Below are 24,214 nucleotides of genomic sequence, written 5' to 3'. Positions count from 1 at the left end.
TGGGAAGGATGGCCCCGCCGCCCAAGACGGCTGGCGGGAAGGGCGGGCCGGGCCGCACCCGCCCGGCCCCACCGGGCAACGAGCCCCCTACATCCGCTCGAAGGAGCGCCTCAGCTCCCAGTCCGTCACCGCCGCGTCGAACGCCGCCAGCTCCACCCGCGCCATGTTCGCGTAGTGCGCCACCACCTCATCCCCGAAGGCGTCCCGGGCGATGGGGCTGGCGCCCCACAGCTCGGCCGCCTCCCGCAGGGTGGTGGGCACGTGCTCGTAGTCCGCCGTGTAGGCGTTCCCCTCGCACACCGCAGGGAGTTCGAGCTTGTGCTCGACCCCGTACAGCCCCGCCGCGATCATCGCCGACACCGCCAGGTACGGGTTGACGTCCCCGCCCGGCAGCCGGTTCTCGAACCGCATCGACGCCCCGTGCCCGACGACCCGCAGCGAACACGTCCGGTTGTCGAGCCCCCACGCGACGGCGGTCGGCGCGAAGGACCCCGGCTGGAAGCGCTTGTAGGAGTTGATGTTCGGCGCGTACAGCAGCGAGAAGTCCCGCAGCGCGGCGAGCTGCCCCGCGAGGAAGTGCCGCATCAGGGGCGACATCCCGTCCGGGCCGTCGCCCGCCATCGCGCTGTGCCCCTCCCCGTCCCGCAGCGACAGGTGGATGTGGCAGGAGTTCCCCTCCCGCTCGTTGTACTTCGCCATGAAGGTCAGCGAGACGCCCTCCTGCGCGGCGATCTCCTTCGCACCGTTCTTGTAGATGGCGTGCTGGTCACAGGTCCGCAGCACCTCGTCGTACTTGAACGCGATCTCGTGCTGCCCGGGGTTGCACTCCCCCTTGGCGGACTCCACGACGAGCCCGGCCGCCGCCATCTCGTTGCGGATGCGCCGCAGCAGCGGTTCCACCCGGCCGGTGCCGAGGATGGAGTAGTCGACGTTGTACTGGTTGACCGGCGTCAGGTCCCGGTAACCGGCGTCCCACCCCTCCTCGTACGTGTCCTTGAAGACGATGAATTCGAGCTCGGTGCCCGCGTGCGCGGTGTAACCCAGCTCGGCCAGCCGTTCCATCTGGCGGCGCAGGATCTGCCGGGGCGCGGCGACGACGGGCGAGCCGTCGTGCCAGGTCAGGTCGGCCATCAGCATCGCGGTGCCGTCGTTCCAGGGCACCCGGCGCAGGGTGCTCAGGTCCGGGCGCATCCCGAAGTCGCCGTAGCCGCTCTCCCAGGAGGACATGGCGTAGCCGTCCACGGTGTTGAGGTCGACGTCGACGGCCAGGAGGTAGTTGCAGCCCTCCGCGCCGTGCTCCAGCACCTCGTCGAGGAAGAAGGGGGCGGCGAACCGCTTGCCCGTCAGCCGGCCCTGCATGTCGGGGAAGGCCAGGACGACGGTGTCGATCTCTCCGCCCGCCACCAGGGCGCGCAGCTCTTCGAGCAGGAGCGGGGGTGTGCGGTCTGCCACGGGAAGTTCCTCCTTGGGTCAGCCGGAAGCCACCGGGAGCCCTAAGGTATGGCCCAAGACCATTGATTGGGAAGGGGGTTCGGGCGCGTGTCGAGTGTTGGGTCGGACGAGGGGTACGAGCACGACGGGCGGGACGACAGGCTGACGGCCGTCCTGCGCCCGGTGCGCGCGGGCAACGGCTTCGAGGAGGCGCTGGAGCAGGTTCTCCAGGTGCTGCGCCTGGGTCTGGTGCCCCCCGGTGAACGCCTGCCCGCCGAGCGCGAGTTGGCCGACCGGCTGCGGATAAGCCGGGTCACCCTGCGCGAGGTGCTGAAGGTCCTCCAGGAGCAGGGCCTGGTGGAGAGCAGGCGCGGCCGCTACGGCGGTACGTTCGTGCGCCGCCGCCCGGACACCCCCGGCGAGGCGGAACTGCGGCGCAGGGTGGGCGACTTGGACGTGGAGGACGCCCTGCGCTTCCGGGAGGTGCTGGAGGTCGGCGCGGCCGGACTGTGCGCCGCACGCGGCCTGCACGGCCCGGAAGCGGCCCGGCTGCGCGACGCCCTGGCCGCCACCCACGACGCCCCGCTCGCCGACTACCGCCGCCGGGACACCCTGCTGCACCTCACCCTGGCGGAGCTGTCGGGCTCGCCCCGGCTGGCCGCCCAGTACGCGGCGGTGCGGGCCGAGGTGAACGAACTCCTGGACTGCATCCCGCTGTTGGTGCGGAACCTGGAGCACTCCCAGTTCCAGCACACCGCCCTGGTGGACGCCGTCCTGGCCGGGGAGGCGGAGGACGCCCGCGAGGTGATGCGGGAGCACTGCTCGGGAACGGCGGCGCTGCTGCGGGGATTCCTCACCTGAGCCCAGGACGTAACTCCCCTGTCACCTGAGGGGGTTGCCAACGACGACCCCGCCCGCAAAGGTGTGGAGCCACACCTTTGCCAGGCGACGGCGGGAGCGGCCCATGGCCACGGACGGACCAACGGCACACGAGGCACCACAGGCGAACGGGTCGGAGGTCTCGCAGGACTCCTCCCACGACACCGACTACCTCAAACGGCGCGCCCTGCGCCGCGGCAGCGCGGGCTGGCTGCTGCTGACCGGACTCGGCGTCGCGTACGTCGTCTCCGGGGACTTCTCCGGCTGGAACGTGGGCCTGTCCAAGGGCGGCTTCGGCGGGCTCGCCATCGCCACCCTCCTGATGGGCGTGATGTACGCCTGCCTGGTCTTCGCCCTCGCGGAACTGTCCGCGATCCTGCCGACCGCGGGCGGCGGCTACGGCTTCGCCCGCCGGGCGCTGGGCACCTGGGGCGGCTTCCTCACCGGCACCGCGATCCTGATCGAGTACATCCTGGCCCCGGCCGCGATCTCCATCTTCATCGGCGACTACGTCGAGTCGCTCAACCTCTTCGGGCTGACCGCGGGCTGGCCGGTCTACCTCGCCTGCTTCGTGATCTTCATCGGCATCCATCTGTGGGGCGTCGGCGAGGCACTGCGCTTCAGCCTGGTGGTGACGGCCGTCGCGGTGGCCGCGCTGCTGATCTTCGCGGTCGGGGCCTTTACCGAGTTCACCGCGGACAGCCTCAACGACATCCCGGTCGACAAGGACGCCTTCGGGGCGAACTCCTGGCTGCCGTTCGGGCTGATCGGGATCTGGTCGGCGTTCCCGTTCGGCATGTGGTTCTTCCTGGGCGTGGAGGGCGTGCCGCTCGCCGCCGAGGAGGCCAAGGATCCGGTGCGCTCGATGCCGAAGGCCCTGTCCACCGCGATGGGCATCCTCGTGCTCCTCGCCATGCTGACGTTCTTCGCCGCGACCGGCGCGCGCGGCTCGGCGGCCGTGCAGGACGCCGGAAACCCCCTGGTGGTGGCCCTCCAGGGCGACGGCGCGGCCACCGGCCTGAGCCGTTTCGTCAACTACGCGGGCCTCGCCGGGCTCGTCGCCTCCTTCTTCTCGCTCATCTACGCGGGCTCCCGCCAGCTCTTCGCGCTCTCCCGGGCCGGCTATCTGCCCCGCTTCCTCTCCCTCACCAGCCGCCGCAAGGCCCCCTACCTGGGCCTCCTCATCCCCGGCGCGATCGGTTTCGCGCTCGCCGCCGCCACGGGCGACGGCGCCCGCATGCTCAACATCGCCGTGTTCGGCGCGACCATCTCGTACGCCCTGATGGCCCTCTCGCACCTGGTGCTGCGCCGCCGCGAGCCCGAACTCCCGCGCCCGTACCGCACTCCCGGCGGAATCGCGACCTCGGGCACGGCCTTTGTGCTGGCCCTGTTCGCGCTGGTCGCGACGTTCCTGGTGGACATCACGGCGGCGGTCATCGCGCTGATCGTGTACGTCGTCGCGCTCGGCTACTTCGCGCTCTACTCTCGGCACCACCTCGTCGCGTCCGCGCCGGAGGAGGAGTTCGCGGCGCTCGCCGCCGCCGAGGCGGAACTCGAACGCACGTAAACCCCGTACCGCACCACCTCATGGAGGAACCGCCCGTGCCGCGCAAGCCCCTCGTCGGTATCAGCACGTATCTGGAGGAGTCCGTGAAGTGGCGGGTGTGGGACCTGCCCGCCGCCCTGGTCCCGGCGGGGTATCCGCGGCTGGTGCGGGCGTCGGGCGGCCACGCGGTGCTGCTGCCGCCCGACGACCCGCAGGACGCGGCCGAGGTGGTGGCCCGGCTGGACGCCGTGGTGATCGCGGGCGGTCAGGACGTCGATCCCGTACGGTACGGGGCCGAGCGCGACCCGCGCACCGGACCGCCCGCACCGGAGCGGGACGCGTGGGAACTCGCCCTGATCCGGGCGGCGTTGGCGTCCGGCACGCCGCTGCTGGGGATCTGCCGGGGCATGCAACTGCTGAACGTGGCGCTCGGCGGGACCCTCGTGCAGCATCTCGACGGGCACGGGGACACGGTGGGCGTCTTCGGGGAGCACCCGGTGAAGCCGGTCCCGGGCACCCGGTACGCGGACGTCGTGCCGGACCTGGACCTGGTGCCCGCCTACCACCACCAGGCGGTGGACCGGCTCGGCGAGGGCCTGCTCGCCTCGGCGCACGCGGAGGACGGGACGGTGGAGGCGGTCGAACTCCCGGGAGAGGACTGGGTGTTGGGCGTGCAGTGGCATCCGGAGATGGGCCAGGACCAGCGGGTGATGCGGGCACTGGTGCAGGCGGCGGGCGAGCGCACCGCCCGGCACCGAGCCGCCCTGCACTGAGCCGCACTGCACCGAGCCGCCCGGCGCTGCCCCGGAGGGTTCCCCCTCACTCCCCCAGCCTGCGCCGCAGCCAGGACACGGTGACCGCGCCCTGGGCGGCCTGGAAGGCGCGGAGGGTGGGGAGGCCGGGCGGGGCGGGCAGCAGCGAGTGGTGGACGAAGTAGCCCGCGAGCGCGGCGAGCACGCAGGTGACGCCGTCCGGGTCCGCGCCCTCGGCGGACGGGTGGGCTGCGAAGATCTCCTCCGGGTCGCCGCCGCCCTGGGCCGCCACGCTCGGCAGCATCACCAGCAGCTCGAACCACGCGACGGCGCGCACGGTGTGCGGCCAGTCGACGAAGACGGCACCGCCGTCGGGGGTGAGCAGGATGTTGTCGGCCCGCAGGTCGGCGTGGCAGAGGGTGTCGCCGTGGGCGAACTCCGCCCAGCGGGAGGAGAGTTCGACGAGCCTGGGGAGGTTCTCCGCCACCCACGGATCGAGTCCGCCCCACTCCCCCGACTCCAGCCGCTGCTGCCAGCCGCGGAAGGTGTGCGCGTCGGCATCCTCCGTGCGGGGCGCGTCGTAGGGGGCCGGGGTGAGGGCGGTGCTCAGGTCGGCGAGGGCGGCCAGCACCCGGTCGAGTTCGGCGCGCTGCCAGGGGATGCGGGGCTGGACGCCCTCGACGTCCTCCAGGACCAGGACCACCCAGGTGCCGTCGTCGTACGAACCGAGCAGGCGCGGGGCGGGGACGCCGGGCGGGAGGGCTGCGGTGTTGCGGGCCTCGCGGCGGTGCAGCTTCGGGGAGTGCGGGTTGGCCTCGGAGCTGACCGCCTTCACGAAGGCGCGGGTGCCGTCGGAGCAGGTGAGCCGGGCGGCGACGCCGGGGGAGAAACCGCCCGGCTGGGTGCGGGCCCCGACCACGGCCGCACCCAGGATGTCGCGCTCGACGGCGGTGCGGACGTGGGGCGGCAGGGCGTGCCACTCCAGGCGGACGCCGGTGGCCGGTGGGGAGGTGACCTGCGGGGACGGCTTTTCCATGGCTCATGGTCGACCGCTCCCGGCGCCCCGGGCAACACATTTCCCGCACCCGCCCGGTCAGCGCGGTGGAAGGGCGGGTACCCGCACCGTCGACCACAGTGGAAGCAGGCCCCACCCGACGACGTACGGAGCCCTCATGCACTGCCTGGTGACCGGAGCCAGCGGCTACATCGGCGGACGGCTCGTCCCCGAACTCCTCGCCGCCGGCCACCGCGTCCGCTGCCTCGCCCGCACGCCCGCCAAACTCCGCGACTTCCCCTGGGCGGAACAGGTCGAGGTGGTCCGGGGCGACGTCACCGACCCCGAGTCGACCCGCCGGGCGATGGAGGGGGTGGACGTGGCGTACTACCTCGTCCACGCCCTCAGCTCCGGCACCCGCTTCGAGGAGACGGACCGCCGCGCGGCCCGCGTCTTCGGCGAGGAGGCGCAGCGGGCGGGCGTCCGCCGGATCGTCTACCTCGGCGGCCTCACCCCGTCGGGCGTACCGGAGGACGAGCTCTCCCCGCACCTGCGCTCGCGCGCCGAGGTCGGCCGCATCCTGCTGGACTCGGGGGTGCCGACGGCCGTCCTGCGCGCGGCGGTGATCATCGGCTCGGGCTCCGCGTCCTTCGAGATGCTGCGCTATCTGACCGAGCGGCTGCCGCTCATGGTCACCCCGAGCTGGGTCCGTACCCGCATCCAGCCCATCGCCGTCCGCGACGTCCTGCGCCTCCTCGTCGGCTCCGCCGACCTGCCGCCCGACGTCAACCGGAGCTTCGACGTCGGCGGCCCCGACATCCTCACCTACCGCGACATGATGCAGCGGTACGCCCGGGTGGCGGGCCTGCCGAAGCGGCTGATCCTGCCGGTGCCGGTGCTCACCCCGCGCCTGTCGAGCCACTGGGTCGGCCTCGTCACCCCGGTGCCCGCCTCGCTCGCCCGCCCGCTCTCGGAGTCGCTGCGGCACGAGGTGGTCCGTACGGAGTACGACATCGAGTCGTACGTCCCCACTCCGCCGGACGCCCCCGTCGGCTTCGACCGGGCGGTGGAACTGGCGCTGCGCCGGGTGCAGGACGCGAACGTGACCACCCGGTGGTCGTCGGCCTCGGTGCCGGGCACCCCGAGCGACCCGCTGCCCACCGACCCGGACTGGGCGGGCGGCAGCCTGTACACGGATGTCCGGGAGGCGGTCGTGGACGCGTCGCCGGAGCGGCTGTGGCGGGTGATCGAGGGCATCGGGGGCGAGAACGGCTGGTACTCGTTCCCGCTGGCCTGGGCGGTACGGGGCTGGCTGGACCGCCTGGTGGGGGGCGTGGGCCTGCGCCGGGGCCGCCGGGACAAGGCACGTCTGCGGGTCGGGGACTCGCTGGACTTCTGGCGGGTCGAGGAGATCGAGCCGGGAACCCTGCTGAGGCTGCGGGCGGAGATGAGGGTGCCGGGGCTGGCGTGGCTGGAGCTGGGGGTGGGACGGGACGGGGAGGGCCGCACGGTCTACCACCAGCGGGCGGTGTTCCACCCGCACGGGCTGGCGGGGCATGCGTACTGGTGGAGCGTGGCGCCGTTCCACGGGGTGGTGTTCGGGGGGATGGTACGGAACATCGCGGTGGCGGCGGGCCGCTAGGGCGCGGGGCGGTTGCAGGTTCCGTGCGGGTGGGTGGGTGGCTGGTCGCGCAGTTCCCCGCGCCCCTAGGTTGTCCCCCTGCCCGGAACGGGCACTTCAGCCCGTCCGGCGTTTGAGGACGCGCGGCGCAGCCGTGCAGGGGGCGAGGGGCGTAGCCCCATCAGGAACAGCAACCCACCACCCAGCCTCGCGAGTTTAGGTGAAGGGGTGGGGCTGGGGCGGAAACGGCCCCGTACGGGGCGACGGCACAAGCAGGGGCCGGGCGCAGCCGGGCGAGGGCCCGGGCCGCACCCGGACACCCCCGAACCCGAGGCGGAGCCGTCAGAGCCGCGTGCCCGCAAGCATCTTCGTCAGCGGCCCCCGGCTGTGCTGCTCCACCTTGCGCCCCACAGCGAAGGACACCGCCCCGATGGCGACAACCCCCGCCCCAGCCCCCGCCACAATCGCCTTGCGGTTCTGGATGAGGGTCCACGCCGTCGTCGCCGTCGAGACGACCTTCCCCGAAGCGGACTCCAGCGCCTGCTTACCGGCCTGAACCCCCTTGAGCCCGGCCGTCGTCGCCGTCTGGGCCGCCGTGGACGCCTTCGTCGTGGCGTCCTTCGCCGTACCCGTGGCCTCCTTGGCCTGGTCGGTGGCGCGCGCCGCGGTCTTCTTCGCCGTGGCGGCAGTGGACTTGGCGTTAGCGTTCTGTGCAGTCATGGCCATCGGGTAACCGCAAGTGAGCGCCGCAAACACTCACCACCCCCCGAGCCTCACCCTCCGTCCTGTACGTCCCCCCGCGTCGACGACGTGATCCGGTCCCCCGCCGCGAAGTCCCCCGGCGGCAGACCCGGCAGGTGTGCCTCCGGTGCGGGCGGTGCCGTCGGCGCCCCCGGTGACGTACCGAAGGTGAGCCGGGACATGATGCGGTACCGGTCGCCCCGGTAGAGGGAGTGGACGTACTCCATCGGCCGCCCCGAGGTGTCCGTGGTGAGCCGCTCGATCAGCAGCGCGGGCGACAGCACCGGCACGTCGAGCACGGCCGCCTCCGCCTCGTTGACGACAGTCGGCTCGATGGACTGGCTGGCCTCGCGGACGTACACCTGATGGCGGTCGCGCAGGTGGTCGTACAGTTCGCCCGCCTCCAGCTCCTCCCGGCTCAGGTGCGGCACCAGCGCGGCCGGGAAATGCAGGTGTTCGATGGCCATGGGGATGCCGTCGACGCGTTGCAGCCGGGCGATGTAGACGAGGTCGGCGGCGGGCGAGATCCGCAGCTTGCGGCCGATGCGGGCGCCCGCCTGCCGGGTGGTGAGTTCGAGTACGGAACTCGTCCACACCCCGGTGGCGATCGGGGCGTGGAAGCGGGGGGACCGCGCGTCGTCCAGGACGAGCTCCTGAGTGATCTTCGCGGGGGCGACGAAGGTGCCGCGCCCGTGTTCGCGCACCAGCTGTCCGGTGGCGACGAGTTCGTCCACGGCGGCCCGCAACGTCGGCCGGGAGACGCCGAGTTCGGAGCTCAGGACGCGTTCGGAGGGGATCGGGTCCCCGGCCGAGCGCGTTTCGATCATGCCGAGCAGATGCTCGCGGACCCATTCGCGCTTGAGCACGGCACCGGGCGGCCCGCTCCGACTGTGGATCTCCATACGGCGTGTCTCCGGTCAACTGGTCAACTCATTGCGAACTGGTAAAGCCATCGTAACCATTGACGGCACCCCGAAAACCCCTTGTACGCAAGGGTATTGACGTTGCGCCACCTCCATGCCACCTTCTGGAAATGTCTACACCAGTTGACCAATTGACCAGCTGGTCACATCCCCTTCGAGGTGTCCTCAGTGCCTACAGTGCCCTCTGCATCCTCAGCCCTCCCCCGGACGTTCCGCCTCGTCGCGGGCTGCGCGGTCCTCGGACTGACCCTGGCCCTCTCCGCGTGCGGCTCCGACTCCGACAAGCCCTCCACCGATGGACCGCAGAAGGTCACGATGTGGATGATGAAGGACAGCGTCACCAAGGAGTACCTCGACCGCTTCAAGAAGGACTTCGCGGCCACCCACAAGGACGTCACCCTGGACGTCCAGATCCAGGAGTGGGACGGCATCGGCGAGAAGGTCACCGCCGCCCTGGCCAGCAACGACGCCCCTGACGTGATCGAGGTCGGCAACACCCAGGTCGCCCAGTACGCGGCGAGCGGCGGCGTGAAGGACCTCAGCGGGAAGAAGTCCGACCTCAAGGGCGACGACTGGCTGCCCGGTCTCGCCGAGCCGGGCAACATCGACGGCAAGCAGTTCGGCATCCCGTGGTACGCGGCCAACCGCGTGGTGATCTACAACAAGGACCACTTCGAGAAGGCCGGCATCACGGCCCCGCCGAAGACCCGCGACGAGTGGATCACCATCACCAAGAAGCTCAACACCGGGAAGAACCAGGGGATTTACCTGCCCGGCCAGACCTGGTACACCCTCGCGGGCTTCATCTGGGACGAGGGCGGCGACCTCGCGGTCAAGGACGGCAAGAACTACAAGGGCGCCCTCGACACCCCCGAGGCGCTCCAGGGCATGGCGTTCTACCAGCAGCTCCAGGCCCTCGGCAAGGGTCCCAAGGACTCCGACGAGGCCAAGCCGAACCTGGCGGACGTGGTCTCCAAGGGCGACGTCTCGCAGTACATCGCCGTCCCCGGCAACGTGAAGCTGGTCGAGGAGGCGAACCCGGCGCTCAAGGGCAAGTTCGGCTTCTTCCCGGTCCCCGGCAAGACCGCCGACAAGCCCGGCGCGTCCTTCACCGGCGGCTCCGACCTGATCATCCCCGAGGCGTCGAAGCACCAGGACGCCGCGTACGAGGTGATCAAGGCGTTCACCGGCGAGAAGTGGCAGACGGACATGGCCAAGACCATGAGTTACGTCCCCAACAAGACGTCCTTCGCCAAGGCGCTCGACGGCGACGCGGGCGGCGCCGCGATGGCGCTGGCCGCCGCCAACGGCCGGGCCACCCCCAACTCCCCCGAGTGGGCGGCCGTCGAGGCCACCAACCCGATCAAGGGCTACATGACCGCGGTGCTCACCGGCAAGGACATGGCCACGGAGGCGAAGAAGGCCTCGGACAGCATCACCAAGACCCTGACCAAGTAACGGCACAAACGAGCAAGGTTGGCGCCCCGGACCATGAGTCTTACCCTGCCGCGCGCACTGCCGCGCACGTTCTGGCCGTACCTGTTGATCGCACCGGCGGTGGCCGGAGCCGCGTACCTGCTGGTCTATCCACTGGTGCGCAACGTGGTGATCTCGTTCCAGCGCTACGGCATGGGCGAACTCATCCGGGGTGAAGCCCAGTTCGTCGGCTTCGAGAACTACCGGAAGATCCTCGGCGACGAGGAGTTCTGGACGGTCGTCTGGCGCACCCTGTGGTGGACGGCCCTCAACACCGCGCTGATCATGGTGATCGCCACCCTGGTCGCGCTGATGATCCAGCGGCTGCGCAAGGTGATGCGCATCCTCGTGATGAGCGGGCTCGTCCTGGCGTGGGCGAGCCCGGTCATCGCGACCACCACCGTCTTCCAGTGGCTCTTCGCCTCCCGCTACGGCGTCGTCAACTGGGTCCTGGTCCACCTGGGCTTCTCCTCGTACGAGAACTACTCCTGGTTCGCGAACGGCCCCGCCACCTTCGCGATCCTGGTCGTCCTGATCGTCTGGCAGTCGGTGCCGTTCGCCGCGATCACCCTCCACTCCGCGCTGATCACGGTGCCGAGCGAGCTGTACGAGTCGGCCCGGCTGGACGGGGCGAGCGGCTCCCGCATGTTCCGCTCGATCACGCTGCCGATCCTGCGCCCCATTTTCGGCCTGGTGCTGAGCCTGGAGATCATCTGGACCTTCACCTGCTTCGCGCAGATCTGGGCGATCAGCAAGGGCGGCCCGGACGGCTCGACCACCACACTGCCGGTGTACGCGTACCAGATCGCCCAGTCGCTGCACCGGTACGACCTGGCGGGCGCGGCGTCGACCGTCACGGTGCTGATCCTGGTCGTGATGCTCATCGCGTACGCCCGGCAGATGTTCAAGGAAGAGGCGGACCTGTGACCACCACCGCGCCGACAACCGCCGTACCCCACAAGGCGGTTGCCGCGACCACCGCCACCGCGACGGCCCGCGAGCCCCGCCGCTTCCTGCGCCGCCTGCCGCTGAACCTGGCGGCCCTGCTGACCTTCGTCCTGTCGGTCTTCCCCGTCTACTGGATGGTGACGACCGCCTTCAAGCCGACGAAGGACATCCAGGCCGACACCCCGCTGTTCTTCCCGACCTCCTTCACTCTCGACCACTTCTCGAAGGCGATCGCGGCCGACGGCTTCTGGATGTTCTGGCGCAACAGCCTCTTTCTGACCTTCAGCAGCGTGCTGATGGCGCTGGCGGTGGCGCTCGGCGCGGCCTTCGCCGTGGCCCGCCTGCGCTGGCGCGGCCGGCGCGGCTTCTACCTGCTGGTCTTCATGGCCCAAGTGGCGCCCTGGGGCTCGCTGTTGATCCCGATGTACATCATCGCGCGGGACACCGACATGCTCGACAAGCTCCCGATGCTGACCCTGATCTACTTCATGATCAACCTGCCCTTCACCATCGTGACGCTGCGCAGCTTCCTGGTCGGCATCCCGGTGGAGCTGGAGGAGGCCGCCCAGGTCGACGGCTGCACCCGGGCCGGGGCCTTCCGCCGCATCACCTTCCCGCTGCTGGCCCCCGGCCTGCTCTCCACCTCCCTCTTCGGGACGATCACCGCGTGGAACGAGTTCGCGTACGCCAACATGCTGATCATCAAGAGTCAGGACGACCGCTCGCTCCCGGTCTGGCTGTCCTCCTTCTCCAACGTCTTCGGCACCGACTGGGGCGCCACGATGGCCGCCTCCACGCTCTTCGCCCTGCCCGTGCTGGTGCTCTTCCTGGTGCTCCAGGGCCGGGTCGCCGCGGGGATGACGGGCGGGGCCGTCAAGGGCTGACGCCACGGTCCGACAGCGGTACGCGTTCCACTCGCCCCCACTCCCACCAAGGAGCCCCCACCCGCCATGCCCGCACCCCGCACCTCCCCGGGACTGAACCTGGTCCCGCGCCCCACCCAGTTCGCGCGCATCCAGGGCGAGTTCGTCCTCGACGGGGCGACCGCCCTGCGCGTCGGCCCCGGCGCGGAGGCGGCGGCCGCCCTCCTGCGCACGCTGCTGCGCCCGGCGACCGGCCTGCCCCTGCCCGCGTCCCCCGACGGCCGGATCGTCCTCGCCGTGGACCCGGCGCTGAGCGGGCTCGGCGAGGAGGGGTACGGGCTGACGGTGGGCACGGACGCGGTGATGCTGCGCGCGGCCCGCCCGGCAGGCCTCCTCAACGGCATCCAGACGCTGCGCCAACTCCTGCCGCCGGAAGCCCTGTTGGACGTCCCCCTGCCGGGCTTCCGCTGGACGCTCCCCTGCGCCCAGATCACCGACGTACCCCGGTTCGCCTGGCGGGGGGCGATGCTGGATGTGGCCCGCCACTTCCAGCCGGTCTCCTTCCTGCACCGCTTCGTGGACCTCCTCGCCTTCCACAAGCTGAACGTCCTCCACCTCCACCTGACGGACGACCAGGGCTGGCGGCTGCCGGTGCCGGGCTACCCGAGGCTGACGGAAGTGGCTTCCGTACGGTCCGAGACGCTGGGCGACGGCACGCCGCACGGCGGCGCGTACACCCGCGAGGAACTGACCGGCCTGGTGGCGTACGCGAGCGAGCGGGGCGTGACGGTCGTCCCGGAGATCGAGATGCCGGGCCACGCGCGGGCGGCCCTGGCCGCCTACCCCGAACTGGGCAACGACCCCACCCGACCGCTCGACGTGTGGACCCGCTGGGGCGTCTGCGAGAACACCTTCGGCGTGCACGAGGAGGCCCTCGCCTTCTGCCGTGCGGTCCTCCGCGAAACCCTGTCGATCTTCCCCTCCCGGCGCATCCACGTCGGCGGCGACGAATGCCCGACCACGGAGTGGGCGGCGACCCCCTCCGCCCGCGAGCGCGCCGCCGCCCTCGGCCTGCCGGGACCGGAGGCCCTGCACGGCTGGTTCATGAACGAGATCGCGTCCTTCCTCACCGCACACGGCCGCACGCCGATCGGCTGGACCTCCGACGGCCGGGACCTGGGCCCCCGTTTCACCTCCATGAGCTGGCTGGACGCGGAGCACGGGCGCACGGCGGCGGAGTCGGGCCTCGACGTGATCATGGCCCCGCACCGCTCGACGTACCTGGACTACGCCCAGTCCCCCGCCCCCGCCGAACCCCCCGCCCAGCCGGGCGTGATCGTCACCCTCGAAGACGTGTACGCCTTCGAACCGGCCCCCTCCGACTGGCCCCCGGAGGCCGCCTCCCGGGTCCTGGGCACCCAGGCCCAGCTCTGGAGCGAGTACTGGTCCACCCCCGCCCACGCCGAATACCTGGCCTTCCCCCGCCTGTGCGCCCTCGCCGAGGTCGCCTGGGCCGCCCCCGGCCAGCGCTCCTACCCCGACTTCACCCGCCGCCTGGCCACCCACACCGACCGGCTCGACGCCCTGAACGTCCCCCACACCCCCTAGCCCCCGGACCCTCTGCGCGTCAGTGCCAGCAGATCCCGGCCCGGGCCCGCCGGTCCCGGGCCCGTGGGCCACACCGCCCGCAGGTCCCGGGTCAGCGCGACCCCCGCGACCTCCACCCGCACCAGCCTGCGCGCCCCGACCTCCTCGCCGACCGCCAGTTCGCTGAGGACGCTCGCCCCGGCCCCGCTCACGGCCGCCGCCTTGACCGCCGTGGTCGAGGACAGTTCCAGCAGCGGGGCCGACAGTCCCCCGTACGCGGCCAGCGCCGCGTCCAGCACCTGCCGCGTCCCCGATCCCTCCTCCCGCAGGATCAACGGCGTCGCCGCCAGCTCCCCCGCCGTCACCACCCGCCCCGCCCGCGCCCACGCGTGCCCCGGCGCGACCACCACGATCAGCCGGTCCCGGGCGACCACCACCCCGTCCAGCCCCTCCGGCACCGCGAGCCCCTCCACGAAGCCCAGGTCCGCCGCCCCCTCCAGCAACTGCCGGGCCACCGCCGCGGAGTTCCCGGCCAGCAGCGACACCGCCGTGCCGGGCCGTTCCGCCTGGAGCGCCACCAGCCACCCGGGCAGCAGGTACTCCGCGATGGTCATGCTGGCCGCCACCCGCAGCCGCGAGTCCCGCCGCCCGCGCAGCGCCCGCGCGCCCGCGTCGAAGGCCTCCGCCGCCTCCACGATCCGCCCCGCCCAGTCGGTCACCAGCGCCCCGGCGGCCGTCAGCCGCGACCCGCGCGGAGAGCGCTCCACCAGGGTCACCCCGAGCTGCCGTTCCATCGACCGGATGCGGCCGCTCGCGGCGGGCTGCGTGATGCCCAGTTCCTTCGCGGCCCGCCCCAGACTCCCCAGCCGGGCCACGGCCAGCAACAGCTCCAGCGCGCCCAGCTCGGGCACCCGGTGGGACAGCGGTATCGACGGCTCCAGACTCATAACCCCAGCTTATGCCCTCATCGCAAACCGGCTCCTACCAGGGGCGATCCATCCGGCGGAGCATGAAAGACATGGTCACCACCGCACGTCCCCCGGCCCCTCGCACCCGTCATCTCGGCCCCAACTGGTACGCCGCCGTGATGGGCACCGCGATCCTGGCCACCGCCGGAAACGCCCTCCCGGCCCCCTTCACCCCGCCCCGCGCGCTCCTGTCCGCCGCCTGGGCACTGGCCGCCCTCGCCCTCCTGGTCCTGCTCGCCGCGCGCGCCCTGCACTGGCGCCACCACCGCGACCAGGCCCGCGCCCACCTCGCGGACGCCTCCGTCGCCCCCTTCTACGGCTGCTTCGCAATGGGCGTGCTGGCGGTGGGCGGCGCGACCATGGCCGCGGGCCGGGACGTCGTCGGCGACAGCGCGGCCCTCGCCGCCGCCTGGGTGCTGTGGACGGCGGGCACCGTCCTGTCCCTGCTGGCCGCGCTGGCCGTCCCGTACCTCATGGTCGTACGGCACCGGATCGACGGCGTCGGCAGCGCGACGCCGGTGTGGCTGCTGCCGGTGGTGGCCCCGATGGTGGCGGCGGCGCTGGGCCCCCAGCTGATCCCGCACCTGCCCGAGGGGCAGGCCAGGACCGCGATGCTGCTCGGCTGCTACGCGATGTTCGGGCTGAGCCTGCTGGCCACGCTGCTCCTGCTGCCGCTGGTCTTCGCCCGGCTGCTCACCCACGGCCCGCTGCCCCTGGCGCTCACCCCCACCCTGTTCCTGGTGCTCGGCCCGCTCGGGCAGTCGACCACCGCCGTCAACCAGCTCGCGGACGTCGCGCCGGGTGCGGTCGGGGAGCAGTACGCACACGGCTTCCAGGTGTTCGCGGTCGTCTACGGGGTGCCGGTGCTGGGCTTCGCCCTGCTGTGGCTGGCCCTGGCGGCGCTGCTGGTGGTCCGCGCGGCCCGCGCGGGGATGCCCTTCGCGATGACCTGGTGGGGCTTCACCTTCCCCGTCGGCACCTGCGTGACGGGCGCGGCGGGCCTGGCCCGGCACACCGGCCTGGACGCGCTGGGCTGGCTGGCGGCGGCCCTGTTCGCCGGGCTGGTCCTGGCCTGGGCGGTGACGGCTTTTCGTACGGTACGGGGCCTGCTCAGCGGTGTGCTGCTCGCAGCGCCCCGGCCAGCAGCGTAGGGGCTTCGGCGAGCGAGGGGCCGTACCAGGTGAGCATCCGCCCGTCGACGAGCGCGCAGGGGGTGCCGGGGAAGGCCTCGGGGCCGTCCTGGGCGGTGAAGCGGTAGGGCTCGTCGGGGAGGACCACCATCTCGGGTGCGTGGGCGCGGAGTTCGTCGAGGGGGACGCGCGGGTAGCGGTCGGGGTGCCCGGCGTACACGTTCTCGACGCCGAGGCGGCGCAGCAGGTCCCCGGCGAAGGTGTCCCGGCCGAGCACCATCCAGGGCTTGCGCCAGACCGGTACGACGGCCCGGCGCGGTGCCGCCGCCGCGGGCAGGTCCGCCCAGGCGGTGCGGGCCACCGCCAGCCAGTGCGGCCGAGGGTCCGCGCCGCAGGCGCGCAGTACCCTCTCCAGCTCGGTGAACGCCTGCTCCAGCGTGCGCACTTCGGTCACCAGGACGTCGACGCCCGCCGCGCGGAGGGCGGCGAGGTCGGGTTCCCGGTTCTCCTCCTCGTTGGCGACGACGAGATCGGGGCGCAGGGCGAGGATCGCGGGCACGTCGGGGTTCTTGGTGCCCCGGACCCGGACGACGCCGGGCCCGAGGTCGGCGGGGTGGGTGCACCAGTCGGTGGCGCCGACCAGCACACCGGGCGCGGTGACCGCGATGGCCTCGGTCAGCGAGGGGACGAGGGAGACCACCCGGGGCCCGTCGCCCGGCGCAACGATCCGCACCGCAGCCTCACCGCCTGGATTCGTCGGCGGCGTCGATGTGCTCGGCGACCGCCACCACCAGGATCTTGGTGTCCGGCTCGGTGGCCCGCCACCGGTGCCGCACACCCCCGGACAGGTGCAGGGCGTCGCCGCGCGAGAGCCGGTAGGCGCGGCCCTCGGCCTCGACCTCGACGGCGCCCTCCGCGACGTACATCAGCTCGTCGTTGCGGTGCTGGTACTCGCGGCCCGCGTCCTGCATGCCGGTGAACTCCAGCGCGTGCAACTGGTGGTGGCCGCGCACCAACGGACGTACCCCTGAACCCAGTTCGAGCCCGGGGTCGTCGTCCGCGCGCACCAGGCCGACCGAGAGCGCCGAGTCGGCGGCGGCGAGCAGCTGGTCGGTGGTGGTCTCCAGGGCCTCGGCGACCCGCTGGAGGGAGCGCATGCTGGGGCGGGCCCGCTCGTTCTCTATCTGGCTGAGGAAGGGCACCGAGAGGCCGCTGCGCTCGGCCACCACGGCGAGGGTGAGCTCCAGGGCGCGGCGCCGCCTCCGGACGGCGGTGCCGACCCGGAGGATTTCCTTGTCGTCCTTCTTGTCCCGCTGGTGTTCCTCGGGCATCGACACGGCTCGTCTCCCTTCCCCATCTCGTTCTTTCCACCGACGCACAGCAGACTACGCAGCTTCACGCCATGGTTTCGTACACATGTCACACCTGGGTGACACAACAGAGGCGGTCGTGAGGCCACTTGGGGCACGGGCGCCCCGGCGGTCAGCGGGAGAAGACGAGCAGCGGGCGGGCCGCGTCGACCGTCGCCGGGGGCAGGTCCGTGTAGGCGATGACCTCGGTGGCATCGGCGAACCGGCCGAGCCTGGTGCGTACCGCCACGACGTCCGCGGCCTGCTCGGGCGTCCAGCCGAGGTGCTCGACGAGGGTCGCGGCGGGGACGGCGTTGGCGTCGAGGAGGCCGCCGTCGTCGTACTGGCGGGGCAGGTCGGGGCGGCCGATGCGCAGGTCGCGGGCGGCGCCGGGGTTCTTGACGAGCAGCGCGCGGGCCTCTTCGCGGCGGACCTCGCGGCGCATCGCGTCACGGACCGCGTCGCGGTTGCCGTCCTCGACGGTGGGCCCGACCGCGGGCACCGCCAGCAGCCCGGTGAGCACGACGGCGACCACGCCGCCCAGCCACAGCAGCAGGGGCAGGACGTCCCAGGGGCCCTCCGTGTCGGGCACCAGGACGGCGGCGGTGACGACCAGCACCGTCCACAGGCCGCCCGCGGCGGCGTAGATCCACTTCTTCGTCCTGGCGGTCCACCAGACGAAGGGCACGACGGTCAGGGAGCCGAGGCTGAGCAGGGGGACCAGCCCCCAGCCGAGGGCGGACCAGGTGCGGGAGCGGGCAGGGGCGGGCGGAGTGCGGCTTTCGTCGTTCATACTTCCGCAAAGTCTAAGCAAAGACCGCAGGTGGGGCCAGGGGCCTTGGTCCCGCTCGGGCCGGAACGCAGAGCGCCGGTTCGGGTCGGAACGCACAGCGCCGGGCCCCGCCGTTCGATGGGAACGGCGGGGCCCGGCGGTCGGAAGGGGGAGGGTCAGCCCGCGGCCGGGGCCATCTTCTCCGCGATGCCCGGATTGACCTTCATCCAGGCCTTCACGGCCTCGTCCTCGTGCCCGGTGCCGCGCTTCTGGATCTCGTCCTCCAGGCTGGCGAGCTGCTTCTCGCTCAGCTTGAAGTCCTTGAACCACTTGGTCAGCTGCGGGTAGTTCTTGCCGAAGTCCTTGTTGCCGATGATGTGCAGGCGGTCGCCCTCACCGAAGAGCTTCTTGGAGTCCTTGAGCTTGGTCATGTCGTACGCGTTGTACGCCCAGTGGGGCGTCCACAGCAGGACCGCGACCGGCTCCTTCTTGGCGTACGCGCGCTTCAGCTCGGCCAGCATGCCCGGCGTGGAGCTGTCGACGACCTCGTACTCCTTGTCCAGACCGTAGCCGGGAAGGACGTTCTCCTTGAGGTTCTTCATCGTGGCGGTGCCCGCCTCGATGCCGACGATCCGGCCCTTGAACTGCTCGCTCTTGCCCTCGAGGTCCTCCAGGGACTTCACGTCCTTGACGTAGGACGGGACGGCGACCTCGATGGAGGTGGGTCCGTACCAGGAGCCGACGTCGGTCAGCTTGTCCTTGTACTTGTCCCAGTAGTTCTTCTGCGTGTACGGCAGCCAGCCGTCGAGCTGGACGTCCACGTCACCGCCCGCGAGGGCCGCGTACATCGGGCCGACCTCGAACTGCTTGAGGTTGATCTTGTAGCCGCGCTGCTCCAGGACGTTCTTCCACAGGTGCGTGGCCGCGATGTCCTCTTCCCAGGGGAACCAGCCCATCTCGACCGCGCGGTCCCGCTCGTCCTTGCCGTCGGCGTTCTTCGCGGTCTTGGCGACCGGGGCGAGCTTGTCGACCAGGCCCGGGTTGTCCTTCAGCCAGGTGCGGACGGCGTCCTGCTCCTTGCCCTTGCCGGACTTCTGGATCTGCGCCTCAAGGCTGGTGAGCTGCTTCTCGGTCAGCTTGAAGTCCTTGATCCACTTGGCGACCTCGGGGTTCTTCTTGGAGAAGTCCTTGGAGGCCAGCGTGTGGACGCCGTCGCCCTTGCCCCAGGCGCCCTTCGGGTCCTTGAGCTTCTTCAACTTGAAGTCGTTGTACGCCCAGTGCGGCGACCAGAGCGGGACGACGATCGGCTCCTGCTTGGCGTACGCGCGCTTCAGCTCGGCCAGCATGCCGGGCGTGGAGCCCTCGACGAGCTTGTACTCCTTGTCCAGGCCGTAGGCGCCCAGCACCTTGTCCTTGAGCAGGCCCATCTCGCCGGCGCTCGGCTCGATGCCGACGATCTTGCCGCCGAACTGGTCGGCCTTGCCCTTGAGGTCGTCGAGGGAGTTGATGTCCTTCATGTACGCCGGGACGGTCAGCTCCAGGGAGGTCGGGCTGTACCAGGCGCCCATGTCCTCCAGCTTGTCCTTGTACTTGGCCCAGTACTGGGCGTGCGTGGTGGGCAGCCAGGCGTCGGTGTTCAGGTCGATCTGGCCGGTCGACTGACCGGTGTAGAGGGCGCCCGCCTCGTACTGCTTGGCGTCGACGGTGAAGCCGCGCTGCTCCAGGAGCTCCTTCCAGAGGAAGGTGGAAGCGATGCCCTCGTCCCACGGGATGTAGCCCATGGAGATCTTCTTGCCCTTGCCGATCTGCGACGGGTCGGAGGCCGTGTCGTCCTTCTTGCCGCCGAACAGGCTCATGCTGCCCGCGACCAGCGCGAGGACGACGATGCCCGCGACGGCCACGACGGGCTGCGGACGGTACGACCAGACCTTGGCGCCGCCGGTCATCATCGCGCGGGCCTTGGCCAGGGCGCGGCGGCCCAGCGGGGAGACGGCGGTGCCGAGCGCGCTGGTCATGCGGTCCAGGTACATCGCCAGGATGACGATGGAGATGCCCGCCTCGAAGCCGAGGCCGATGTCGACGTTGCCGATCGCGCGGTAGACCGCGCCACCGAGACCGCCCGCGCCGACCATGCCCGCGATGACGACCATGGAGAGGCAGAGCATGATCTTCTGGTTGATGCCCGCCATGATGGTGGGCAGGGCCAGCGGCAGCTGGATGCGCTTGAGGATGTTGCCCGGCTTGGTGCCGAACGCCTGCGCCGCCTCGACCAGTTCACCGTCGACCTGCCGGATGCCCAGCTCGGTCATGCGCACGCCCGGGGGCAGCGAGAAGATGATCGTGGCGATGATGCCGGGGACCGGGCCGACGCCGAAGAAGAGGACGCCGGGGATCAGGTAGACCATGGCGGGCATGGTCTGCATGAAGTCCATGACGGGCCGCACCACGGCGCTGACCTTGTCGGAGCGCGCCGCCCAGATGCCCAGCGGGATCGAGATGATCATCGTGATGATCGTCGCGACGAGCACCAGCGAGAGGGTCGACATGGCGTCGTCCCACAGCTCGATGGAGTCGATCAGCGCGAAACCGACGAAGGAGGCGACACCGGCGGTCAGGCCGCGCAGCCAGAACGCGATGACGGCGAGGATGCCCGCCATGAGCAGCGCGTTCGGGGCGCCGAGGACGGCGTAGATGCCCTCCTGCATGCCGCCGATGACGGTGGAGATGAAGTCGAAGAGCCAGTTGACGTTGGCCATGAGCCAGTCGACGGCGGAGTCGACCCACTGGCCGAGAGGGAGCCTAGGCACCTGCGGACACCTTCTTCACGTTCTGGGCGTCCTGCTGGTCCTTGGCTTCCGGTACGGCAAGGGGCTCGGCCGGCTCCATCGGCTCGCCGAGCACGGCGAGCAGGCGGGAGCGCGGGACGACGCCGATCAGGGAGCCCTTCGCGTCGGTCACGGCGACGGGCACACCGCTCGTCGAGCACGGCGTGAACAGCTCGATGATCGGGGTGTCCGCGCCGACCTTCGCCGGGGCGGCGGCGAGCACGTCCTGCGGGGTGCGCAGTTCCTTGCCCGCGTCGTCCTGCGTGCCGATCGCGGTGTGCGGCTCGGCCATGATGGCGCCGGCCGTCAGCACGCGGGAGCGGTCGACGTCCTGGGTGAAGGAGGCGACGTACTCGTTGGCGGGCGTGACGAGGATGTCCTCGGCGGTGCCGAGCTGGACGATACGGCCGTCCCGCATCACGGCGATGTTGTCGCCGAGGCGCATGGCCTCGTTGAGGTCGTGGGTGATGAAGACGATGGTCTTCTTCAGGGTCTTCTGGAGCGTGAGCAGCTGGTCCTGCATGTCGCGGCGGATCAGCGGGTCGAGCGCCGAGAAGGACTCGTCCATCAGGAGCAGGTCGGCGTCGGTGGCGAGCGCACGGGCCAGGCCCACGCGCTGCTGCATGCCGCCGGACAGCTCGTCGGGCCAGGACTTCTCCCAGCCCTTGAGACCGGCCATCTCCAGTGCTTCCAGGGCGCGCTTCTCGCGCTCGGCGCGCGGGACGCCCTGCACTTCGAGGCCGTAGGCGGCGTTCTCCAGCACGCTGCGGTGCGGGAAGAGGGCGAAGTGCTGGAAGACCATGGAGATCTTCTTGGCGCGTACGTCGCGGAGTTCCTTGGCGGACAGGGCGGTGACGTCCTGGCCGTCGAACAGGACGCGGCCCGAGGTGGGTTCCAGCAGCCCGTTGAGCATGCGCAGCAGCGTGGACTTGCCGGAGCCGGAGAGGCCCATCACGACGAAGATCTGGCCGGGCTCGACGCTGAACGAGGCGTCGATCACCGCAGCGGTCGTCCCGTCGGCGCGCAGTTCCTCGCGGTCCGCACCGCCTTCGAGCTTGCGGACCGCCTCGCTGGGTCGTCTGCCGAACACCTTGTACAGGTTTTCGGCCTGAAGCCTGGACACATACACCTCACGCGTTGAACCGAAGACGACCCGTCACCCCCGTGCACAGGTCGTGGAGCGGCGCGGATTCGGCCCGCTTCGCCCGCCCCGAAGCACCGCTTCCGACCAGGCACGCGACAGATGCACGTGACATCAAGAAGTTGAACTTCGGACGAGGTCCGCTCCGACTGCGCTGCTTCCCGGGGTGACACGAGCCAAACGGAAAGTGATCCAGTTCACTTCACAGGTGACGTTCGGCCTGGTTTTGTCCTCTTTTCGGTAGGGCAGGGGGCGGACTCCGCCGCGTGCCCGGCCGGTGTCAGTGCCGTACGGCATCATCAGGAAGGTGACCCGACGCCTGATGCTCCTCGACACCGCCTCCCTCTACTACCGGGCCTACTTCGGGGTCCCGGACTCGGTCCGCGCCCCCGACGGCACCCCCGTCAACGCGGTGCGCGGCCTGCTGGACTTCATCGCCCGCCTGGTGCAGGACCACCGCCCGGACGACCTGGTGGCCTGCTGGGACAACGACTGGCGCCCCCAGTGGCGGGTCGACCTCATCCCCTCCTACAAGGCGCACCGCGTCGCCGAGGAGATCGAGGGCGCCCCCGACGCCGAGGAAACCCCGGACACGCTCTCCCCGCAGGTCCCGGTGATCGAGGAGGTGCTCGCCGCGCTCGGCATCGCCCGGGTGGGAGTCGACGGGTACGAGGCGGACGACATCATCGGCACCCTCACCCACCGCGCCACCGGCCCGGTCGACGTCGTCACCGGCGACCGCGACCTCTTCCAGCTCGTCGACGACGCCCGGAAGCGCCGCATCCTCTACCCGATCAAGGGCGTCGGCACCCTCCAGCTCACCGACGAGGCCTGGCTCCGCGAGCGGTACGGGGTGGACGGCCCGGGCTATGTCGACCTGGCCCTGCTGCGCGGCGACCCGAGCGACGGCCTGCCGGGCGTCCCCGGCATCGGCGAGAAGACCGCCGCCAAGCTGCTGGACGCGTACGGCGACCTGGCCGGGATCATGGCCGCCGTCGACGACCCCGCCGCCAAGCTCACGCCGTCGCAGCGCAAGAAGCTGGACGAGGCCCGGCCGTACATCGCGGTCGCGCCGAAGGTGGTGCGGGTCGCGGACGACGTTCCGGTGCCCGACTTCGACGCGGCACTGCCGCACGCCCCGCGCGATCCGGCGGCGCTGGAGGCCCTGGCCGGGAAGTGGGGCTTGGGCGGATCTTTGCAGCGCCTGCTCTCGGTGCTCCAGGACTGAGCTGTTAGCTTAGGTATACCTAAGTACCTGAGTCACAGTTTGGGGAGAACACCGTGGCAGAACGACCGGCCCGCAAGGCACCGCGAGCCCACGAGGCCAAGGTGGTGCGCACCGAGCGGATCACCCCGCACATGGTGCGCGTCGTCCTGGGCGGCGAGGCTCTGGCGGGCCTCGCCGCCGACGAGTTCACCGACCACTACGTCAAGGTGCTCTTCCCGGCGCCCGGGGTGACCTACCCGGAGCCCTTCGACATGGCCCGCATCCGCGAGGAGTTCCCGGCCGAGCAGTGGCCGACGAACCGCACGTACACGATCCGCAGCTGGGACGCGGAGGCGTGCGAGCTGGCGATCGACTTCGTGGTGCACGGCGACGAGGGCCTGGCCGGACCGTGGGCGGCCCGCGCCCAGGTCGGCGAGACGGTCCGCTTCCTGGGCCCGGGCGGCGGGTACGCCCCGGACGCCGCCGCCGACTGGCACCTGCTCGTCGGTGACGAGAGCGCCCTGCCCGCGATCGCGGCGGCGCTGGAGCGGATGCCGGAGGGTGCCGTCGTGCACGCCTTCGTGGAGGTCGCGGACGCGGCCGAGGAGCAGAAGATCGAGTCCCCGGCGGGCGTCGAGGTGACCTGGCTGCACCGGGGTGCGGCACCGGTGGGGGAGCAACTGGTCGCGGCGGTCCGCGACTTGGACTTCCCGGCCGGTGACGTCCAGGCCTTCGTGCACGGCGAGGCGGGCTTCGTGAAGGACCTGCGGCGGCTGCTGCGGGTCGAGCGCGAGATCCCGCGCGAGCGGCTGTCCATCTCGGGGTACTGGCGCCTGGGGCAGGACGATGACGCGTGGCGTGCGGTGAAGAGGGAGTGGAACGAGCAGGTCGAGCGCGAACAGGAGTCTTAGGCGACGGCAGGCCCCTTCCCCAGCCCCCTTGGGCGGCGGGGCAGGCCCCCTCCCCCCCAGCCCCCTTGGGCGGCGGGGCCGCCCCCCGGGGGCGGGACGGGCGGGCAAGGGGGCGGCCCCTCCCGCTCCCGGCCCGCCCGGGTGCCGCCC

The 24,214-nt window shown here is 71.5% G+C and carries 21 protein-coding genes; 11 read left to right on the top strand and 10 right to left on the bottom strand.

Translation table 11 applies throughout. The features are described 5' to 3' along the window. Positions 1 to 87: 87 nt before the first annotated feature. On the bottom strand, positions 88 to 1,452 hold the full coding sequence (locus ACIO3O_RS40360; RefSeq protein WP_401755198.1) for a glutamine synthetase family protein: 1,365 nt from the start codon (positions 1,450 to 1,452) through the stop codon (positions 88 to 90). 87 nt (positions 1,453 to 1,539) lie between these two features. Between ACIO3O_RS40360 and ACIO3O_RS40355 the strand changes: the two genes are divergently transcribed. The 3 genes from ACIO3O_RS40355 to ACIO3O_RS40345 all read left to right on the top strand — a co-directional run bounded on the left by ACIO3O_RS40355 (position 1,540) and on the right by ACIO3O_RS40345 (position 4,629). Further along, on the top strand, positions 1,540 to 2,292 hold the full coding sequence (locus tag ACIO3O_RS40355) for a FadR/GntR family transcriptional regulator (protein ID WP_401755196.1): 753 nt from the start codon (positions 1,540 to 1,542) through the stop codon (positions 2,290 to 2,292). Between the two features lie 103 nt (positions 2,293 to 2,395). Next, positions 2,396 to 3,877 (top strand): ethanolamine permease, encoded by a 1,482-nt coding sequence (gene eat / locus ACIO3O_RS40350; protein WP_401755193.1) that lies wholly within the window; start codon positions 2,396 to 2,398, stop codon positions 3,875 to 3,877. Positions 3,878 to 3,897: 20 nt separating this feature from the next. After that, positions 3,898 to 4,629, top strand: coding sequence for a gamma-glutamyl-gamma-aminobutyrate hydrolase family protein (locus tag ACIO3O_RS40345; RefSeq protein ID WP_401755190.1), 732 nt, complete (start codon positions 3,898 to 3,900; stop codon positions 4,627 to 4,629). 46 nt (positions 4,630 to 4,675) lie between these two features. Here ACIO3O_RS40345 and ACIO3O_RS40340 read toward each other — a convergent pair whose 3' ends face one another. Beyond that, complete coding sequence (locus ACIO3O_RS40340; protein WP_401755187.1) at positions 4,676 to 5,644, bottom strand: phosphotransferase family protein; 969 nt, start codon at positions 5,642 to 5,644, stop codon at positions 4,676 to 4,678. A gap of 136 nt (positions 5,645 to 5,780) precedes the next feature. Between ACIO3O_RS40340 and ACIO3O_RS40335 the strand changes: the two genes are divergently transcribed. Continuing rightward, positions 5,781 to 7,244: an SDR family oxidoreductase gene (locus ACIO3O_RS40335; RefSeq protein WP_401755184.1), complete on the top strand. Its 1,464-nt coding sequence runs from the start codon at positions 5,781 to 5,783 to the stop codon at positions 7,242 to 7,244. Positions 7,245 to 7,565: 321 nt separating this feature from the next. Here the strand turns inward: ACIO3O_RS40335 and ACIO3O_RS40330 are convergent, their stop codons facing one another. After that, positions 7,566 to 7,943 carry a hypothetical protein gene (locus ACIO3O_RS40330; RefSeq protein ID WP_401755182.1) on the bottom strand — a complete coding sequence of 126 codons (378 nt, stop codon included), beginning with the start codon at positions 7,941 to 7,943 and terminating at the stop codon, positions 7,566 to 7,568. Positions 7,944 to 7,996: 53 nt separating this feature from the next. Next, a complete protein-coding gene (locus ACIO3O_RS40325) occupies positions 7,997 to 8,866 on the bottom strand; it encodes a GntR family transcriptional regulator (protein ID WP_401755179.1) in 870 nt (289 codons plus the stop codon). A 198-nt stretch (positions 8,867 to 9,064) separates the two neighbouring features. On the opposite strand from ACIO3O_RS40325, the gene ACIO3O_RS40320 reads away from it, so the two are divergent. From ACIO3O_RS40320 to ACIO3O_RS40305, 4 genes are all read left to right on the top strand, one after another. Continuing rightward, positions 9,065 to 10,345, top strand: coding sequence for an extracellular solute-binding protein (locus ACIO3O_RS40320; RefSeq protein WP_401755177.1), 1,281 nt, complete (start codon positions 9,065 to 9,067; stop codon positions 10,343 to 10,345). A 33-nt stretch (positions 10,346 to 10,378) separates the two neighbouring features. After that, complete coding sequence (locus ACIO3O_RS40315; protein ID WP_401755174.1) at positions 10,379 to 11,290, top strand: carbohydrate ABC transporter permease; 912 nt, start codon at positions 10,379 to 10,381, stop codon at positions 11,288 to 11,290. Next, a complete protein-coding gene (locus tag ACIO3O_RS40310) occupies positions 11,287 to 12,195 on the top strand; it encodes a carbohydrate ABC transporter permease (RefSeq protein WP_401755172.1) in 909 nt (302 codons plus the stop codon). The genes ACIO3O_RS40315 and ACIO3O_RS40310 overlap by 4 nt, the downstream gene beginning before the upstream one ends. Before the next feature lie 66 nt (positions 12,196 to 12,261). Then, positions 12,262 to 13,782, top strand: coding sequence for a beta-N-acetylhexosaminidase (locus tag ACIO3O_RS40305; protein WP_401755169.1), 1,521 nt, complete (start codon positions 12,262 to 12,264; stop codon positions 13,780 to 13,782). On the opposite strand, the gene ACIO3O_RS40300 is transcribed toward ACIO3O_RS40305, so the two are convergent. After that, on the bottom strand, positions 13,779 to 14,708 hold the full coding sequence (locus ACIO3O_RS40300) for a LysR family transcriptional regulator (RefSeq protein ID WP_401755166.1): 930 nt from the start codon (positions 14,706 to 14,708) through the stop codon (positions 13,779 to 13,781). The two genes, ACIO3O_RS40305 and ACIO3O_RS40300, sit on opposite strands and share 4 nt — an antisense overlap. A 71-nt stretch (positions 14,709 to 14,779) precedes the next feature. On the opposite strand from ACIO3O_RS40300, the gene ACIO3O_RS40295 reads away from it, so the two are divergent. Then, the gene (locus ACIO3O_RS40295) at positions 14,780 to 15,880 is read left to right on the top strand and encodes a TDT family transporter (protein ID WP_401755164.1); all 1,101 of its coding nucleotides are present in this window, start codon (positions 14,780 to 14,782) and stop codon (positions 15,878 to 15,880) included. Here ACIO3O_RS40295 and ACIO3O_RS40290 read toward each other — a convergent pair. The 5 genes from ACIO3O_RS40290 to ACIO3O_RS40270 all read right to left on the bottom strand — a co-directional run bounded on the left by ACIO3O_RS40290 (position 15,840) and on the right by ACIO3O_RS40270 (position 21,928). Next, positions 15,840 to 16,592 (bottom strand): helical backbone metal receptor, encoded by a 753-nt coding sequence (locus ACIO3O_RS40290; RefSeq protein ID WP_401755161.1) that lies wholly within the window; start codon positions 16,590 to 16,592, stop codon positions 15,840 to 15,842. The genes ACIO3O_RS40295 and ACIO3O_RS40290 overlap by 41 nt on opposite strands. Positions 16,593 to 16,599: 7 nt before the next feature. Further along, complete coding sequence (locus tag ACIO3O_RS40285) at positions 16,600 to 17,190, bottom strand: helix-turn-helix domain-containing protein (protein ID WP_401755321.1); 591 nt, start codon at positions 17,188 to 17,190, stop codon at positions 16,600 to 16,602. Between the two features lie 151 nt (positions 17,191 to 17,341). Continuing rightward, the gene (locus ACIO3O_RS40280) at positions 17,342 to 18,001 is read right to left on the bottom strand and encodes a hypothetical protein (RefSeq protein WP_401755158.1); all 660 of its coding nucleotides are present in this window, start codon (positions 17,999 to 18,001) and stop codon (positions 17,342 to 17,344) included. Positions 18,002 to 18,156: 155 nt separating this feature from the next. Continuing rightward, a complete protein-coding gene (locus tag ACIO3O_RS40275) occupies positions 18,157 to 20,736 on the bottom strand; it encodes an ABC transporter permease/substrate binding protein (protein ID WP_401755318.1) in 2,580 nt (859 codons plus the stop codon). A 43-nt stretch (positions 20,737 to 20,779) separates the two neighbouring features. After that, on the bottom strand, positions 20,780 to 21,928 hold the full coding sequence (locus tag ACIO3O_RS40270) for a glycine betaine/L-proline ABC transporter ATP-binding protein (protein WP_401755156.1): 1,149 nt from the start codon (positions 21,926 to 21,928) through the stop codon (positions 20,780 to 20,782). 340 nt (positions 21,929 to 22,268) lie between these two features. Between ACIO3O_RS40270 and ACIO3O_RS40265 the strand changes: the two genes are divergently transcribed. Next, positions 22,269 to 23,174, top strand: a complete 906-nt coding sequence (locus ACIO3O_RS40265) for a 5'-3' exonuclease H3TH domain-containing protein (protein WP_401755315.1) — start codon at positions 22,269 to 22,271, stop codon at positions 23,172 to 23,174. A 53-nt stretch (positions 23,175 to 23,227) separates the two neighbouring features. Continuing rightward, the gene (locus tag ACIO3O_RS40260) at positions 23,228 to 24,064 is read left to right on the top strand and encodes a siderophore-interacting protein (RefSeq protein ID WP_401755153.1); all 837 of its coding nucleotides are present in this window, start codon (positions 23,228 to 23,230) and stop codon (positions 24,062 to 24,064) included. The last annotated feature ends 150 nt before the right edge of the window (positions 24,065 to 24,214 follow it).

This window comes from Streptomyces sp. NPDC087440 (genome assembly GCF_044744005.1).
GTDB lineage: Bacteria > Actinomycetota > Actinomycetes > Streptomycetales > Streptomycetaceae > Streptomyces.
This window is presented reverse-complemented; position numbering and strand designations above follow the sequence as displayed.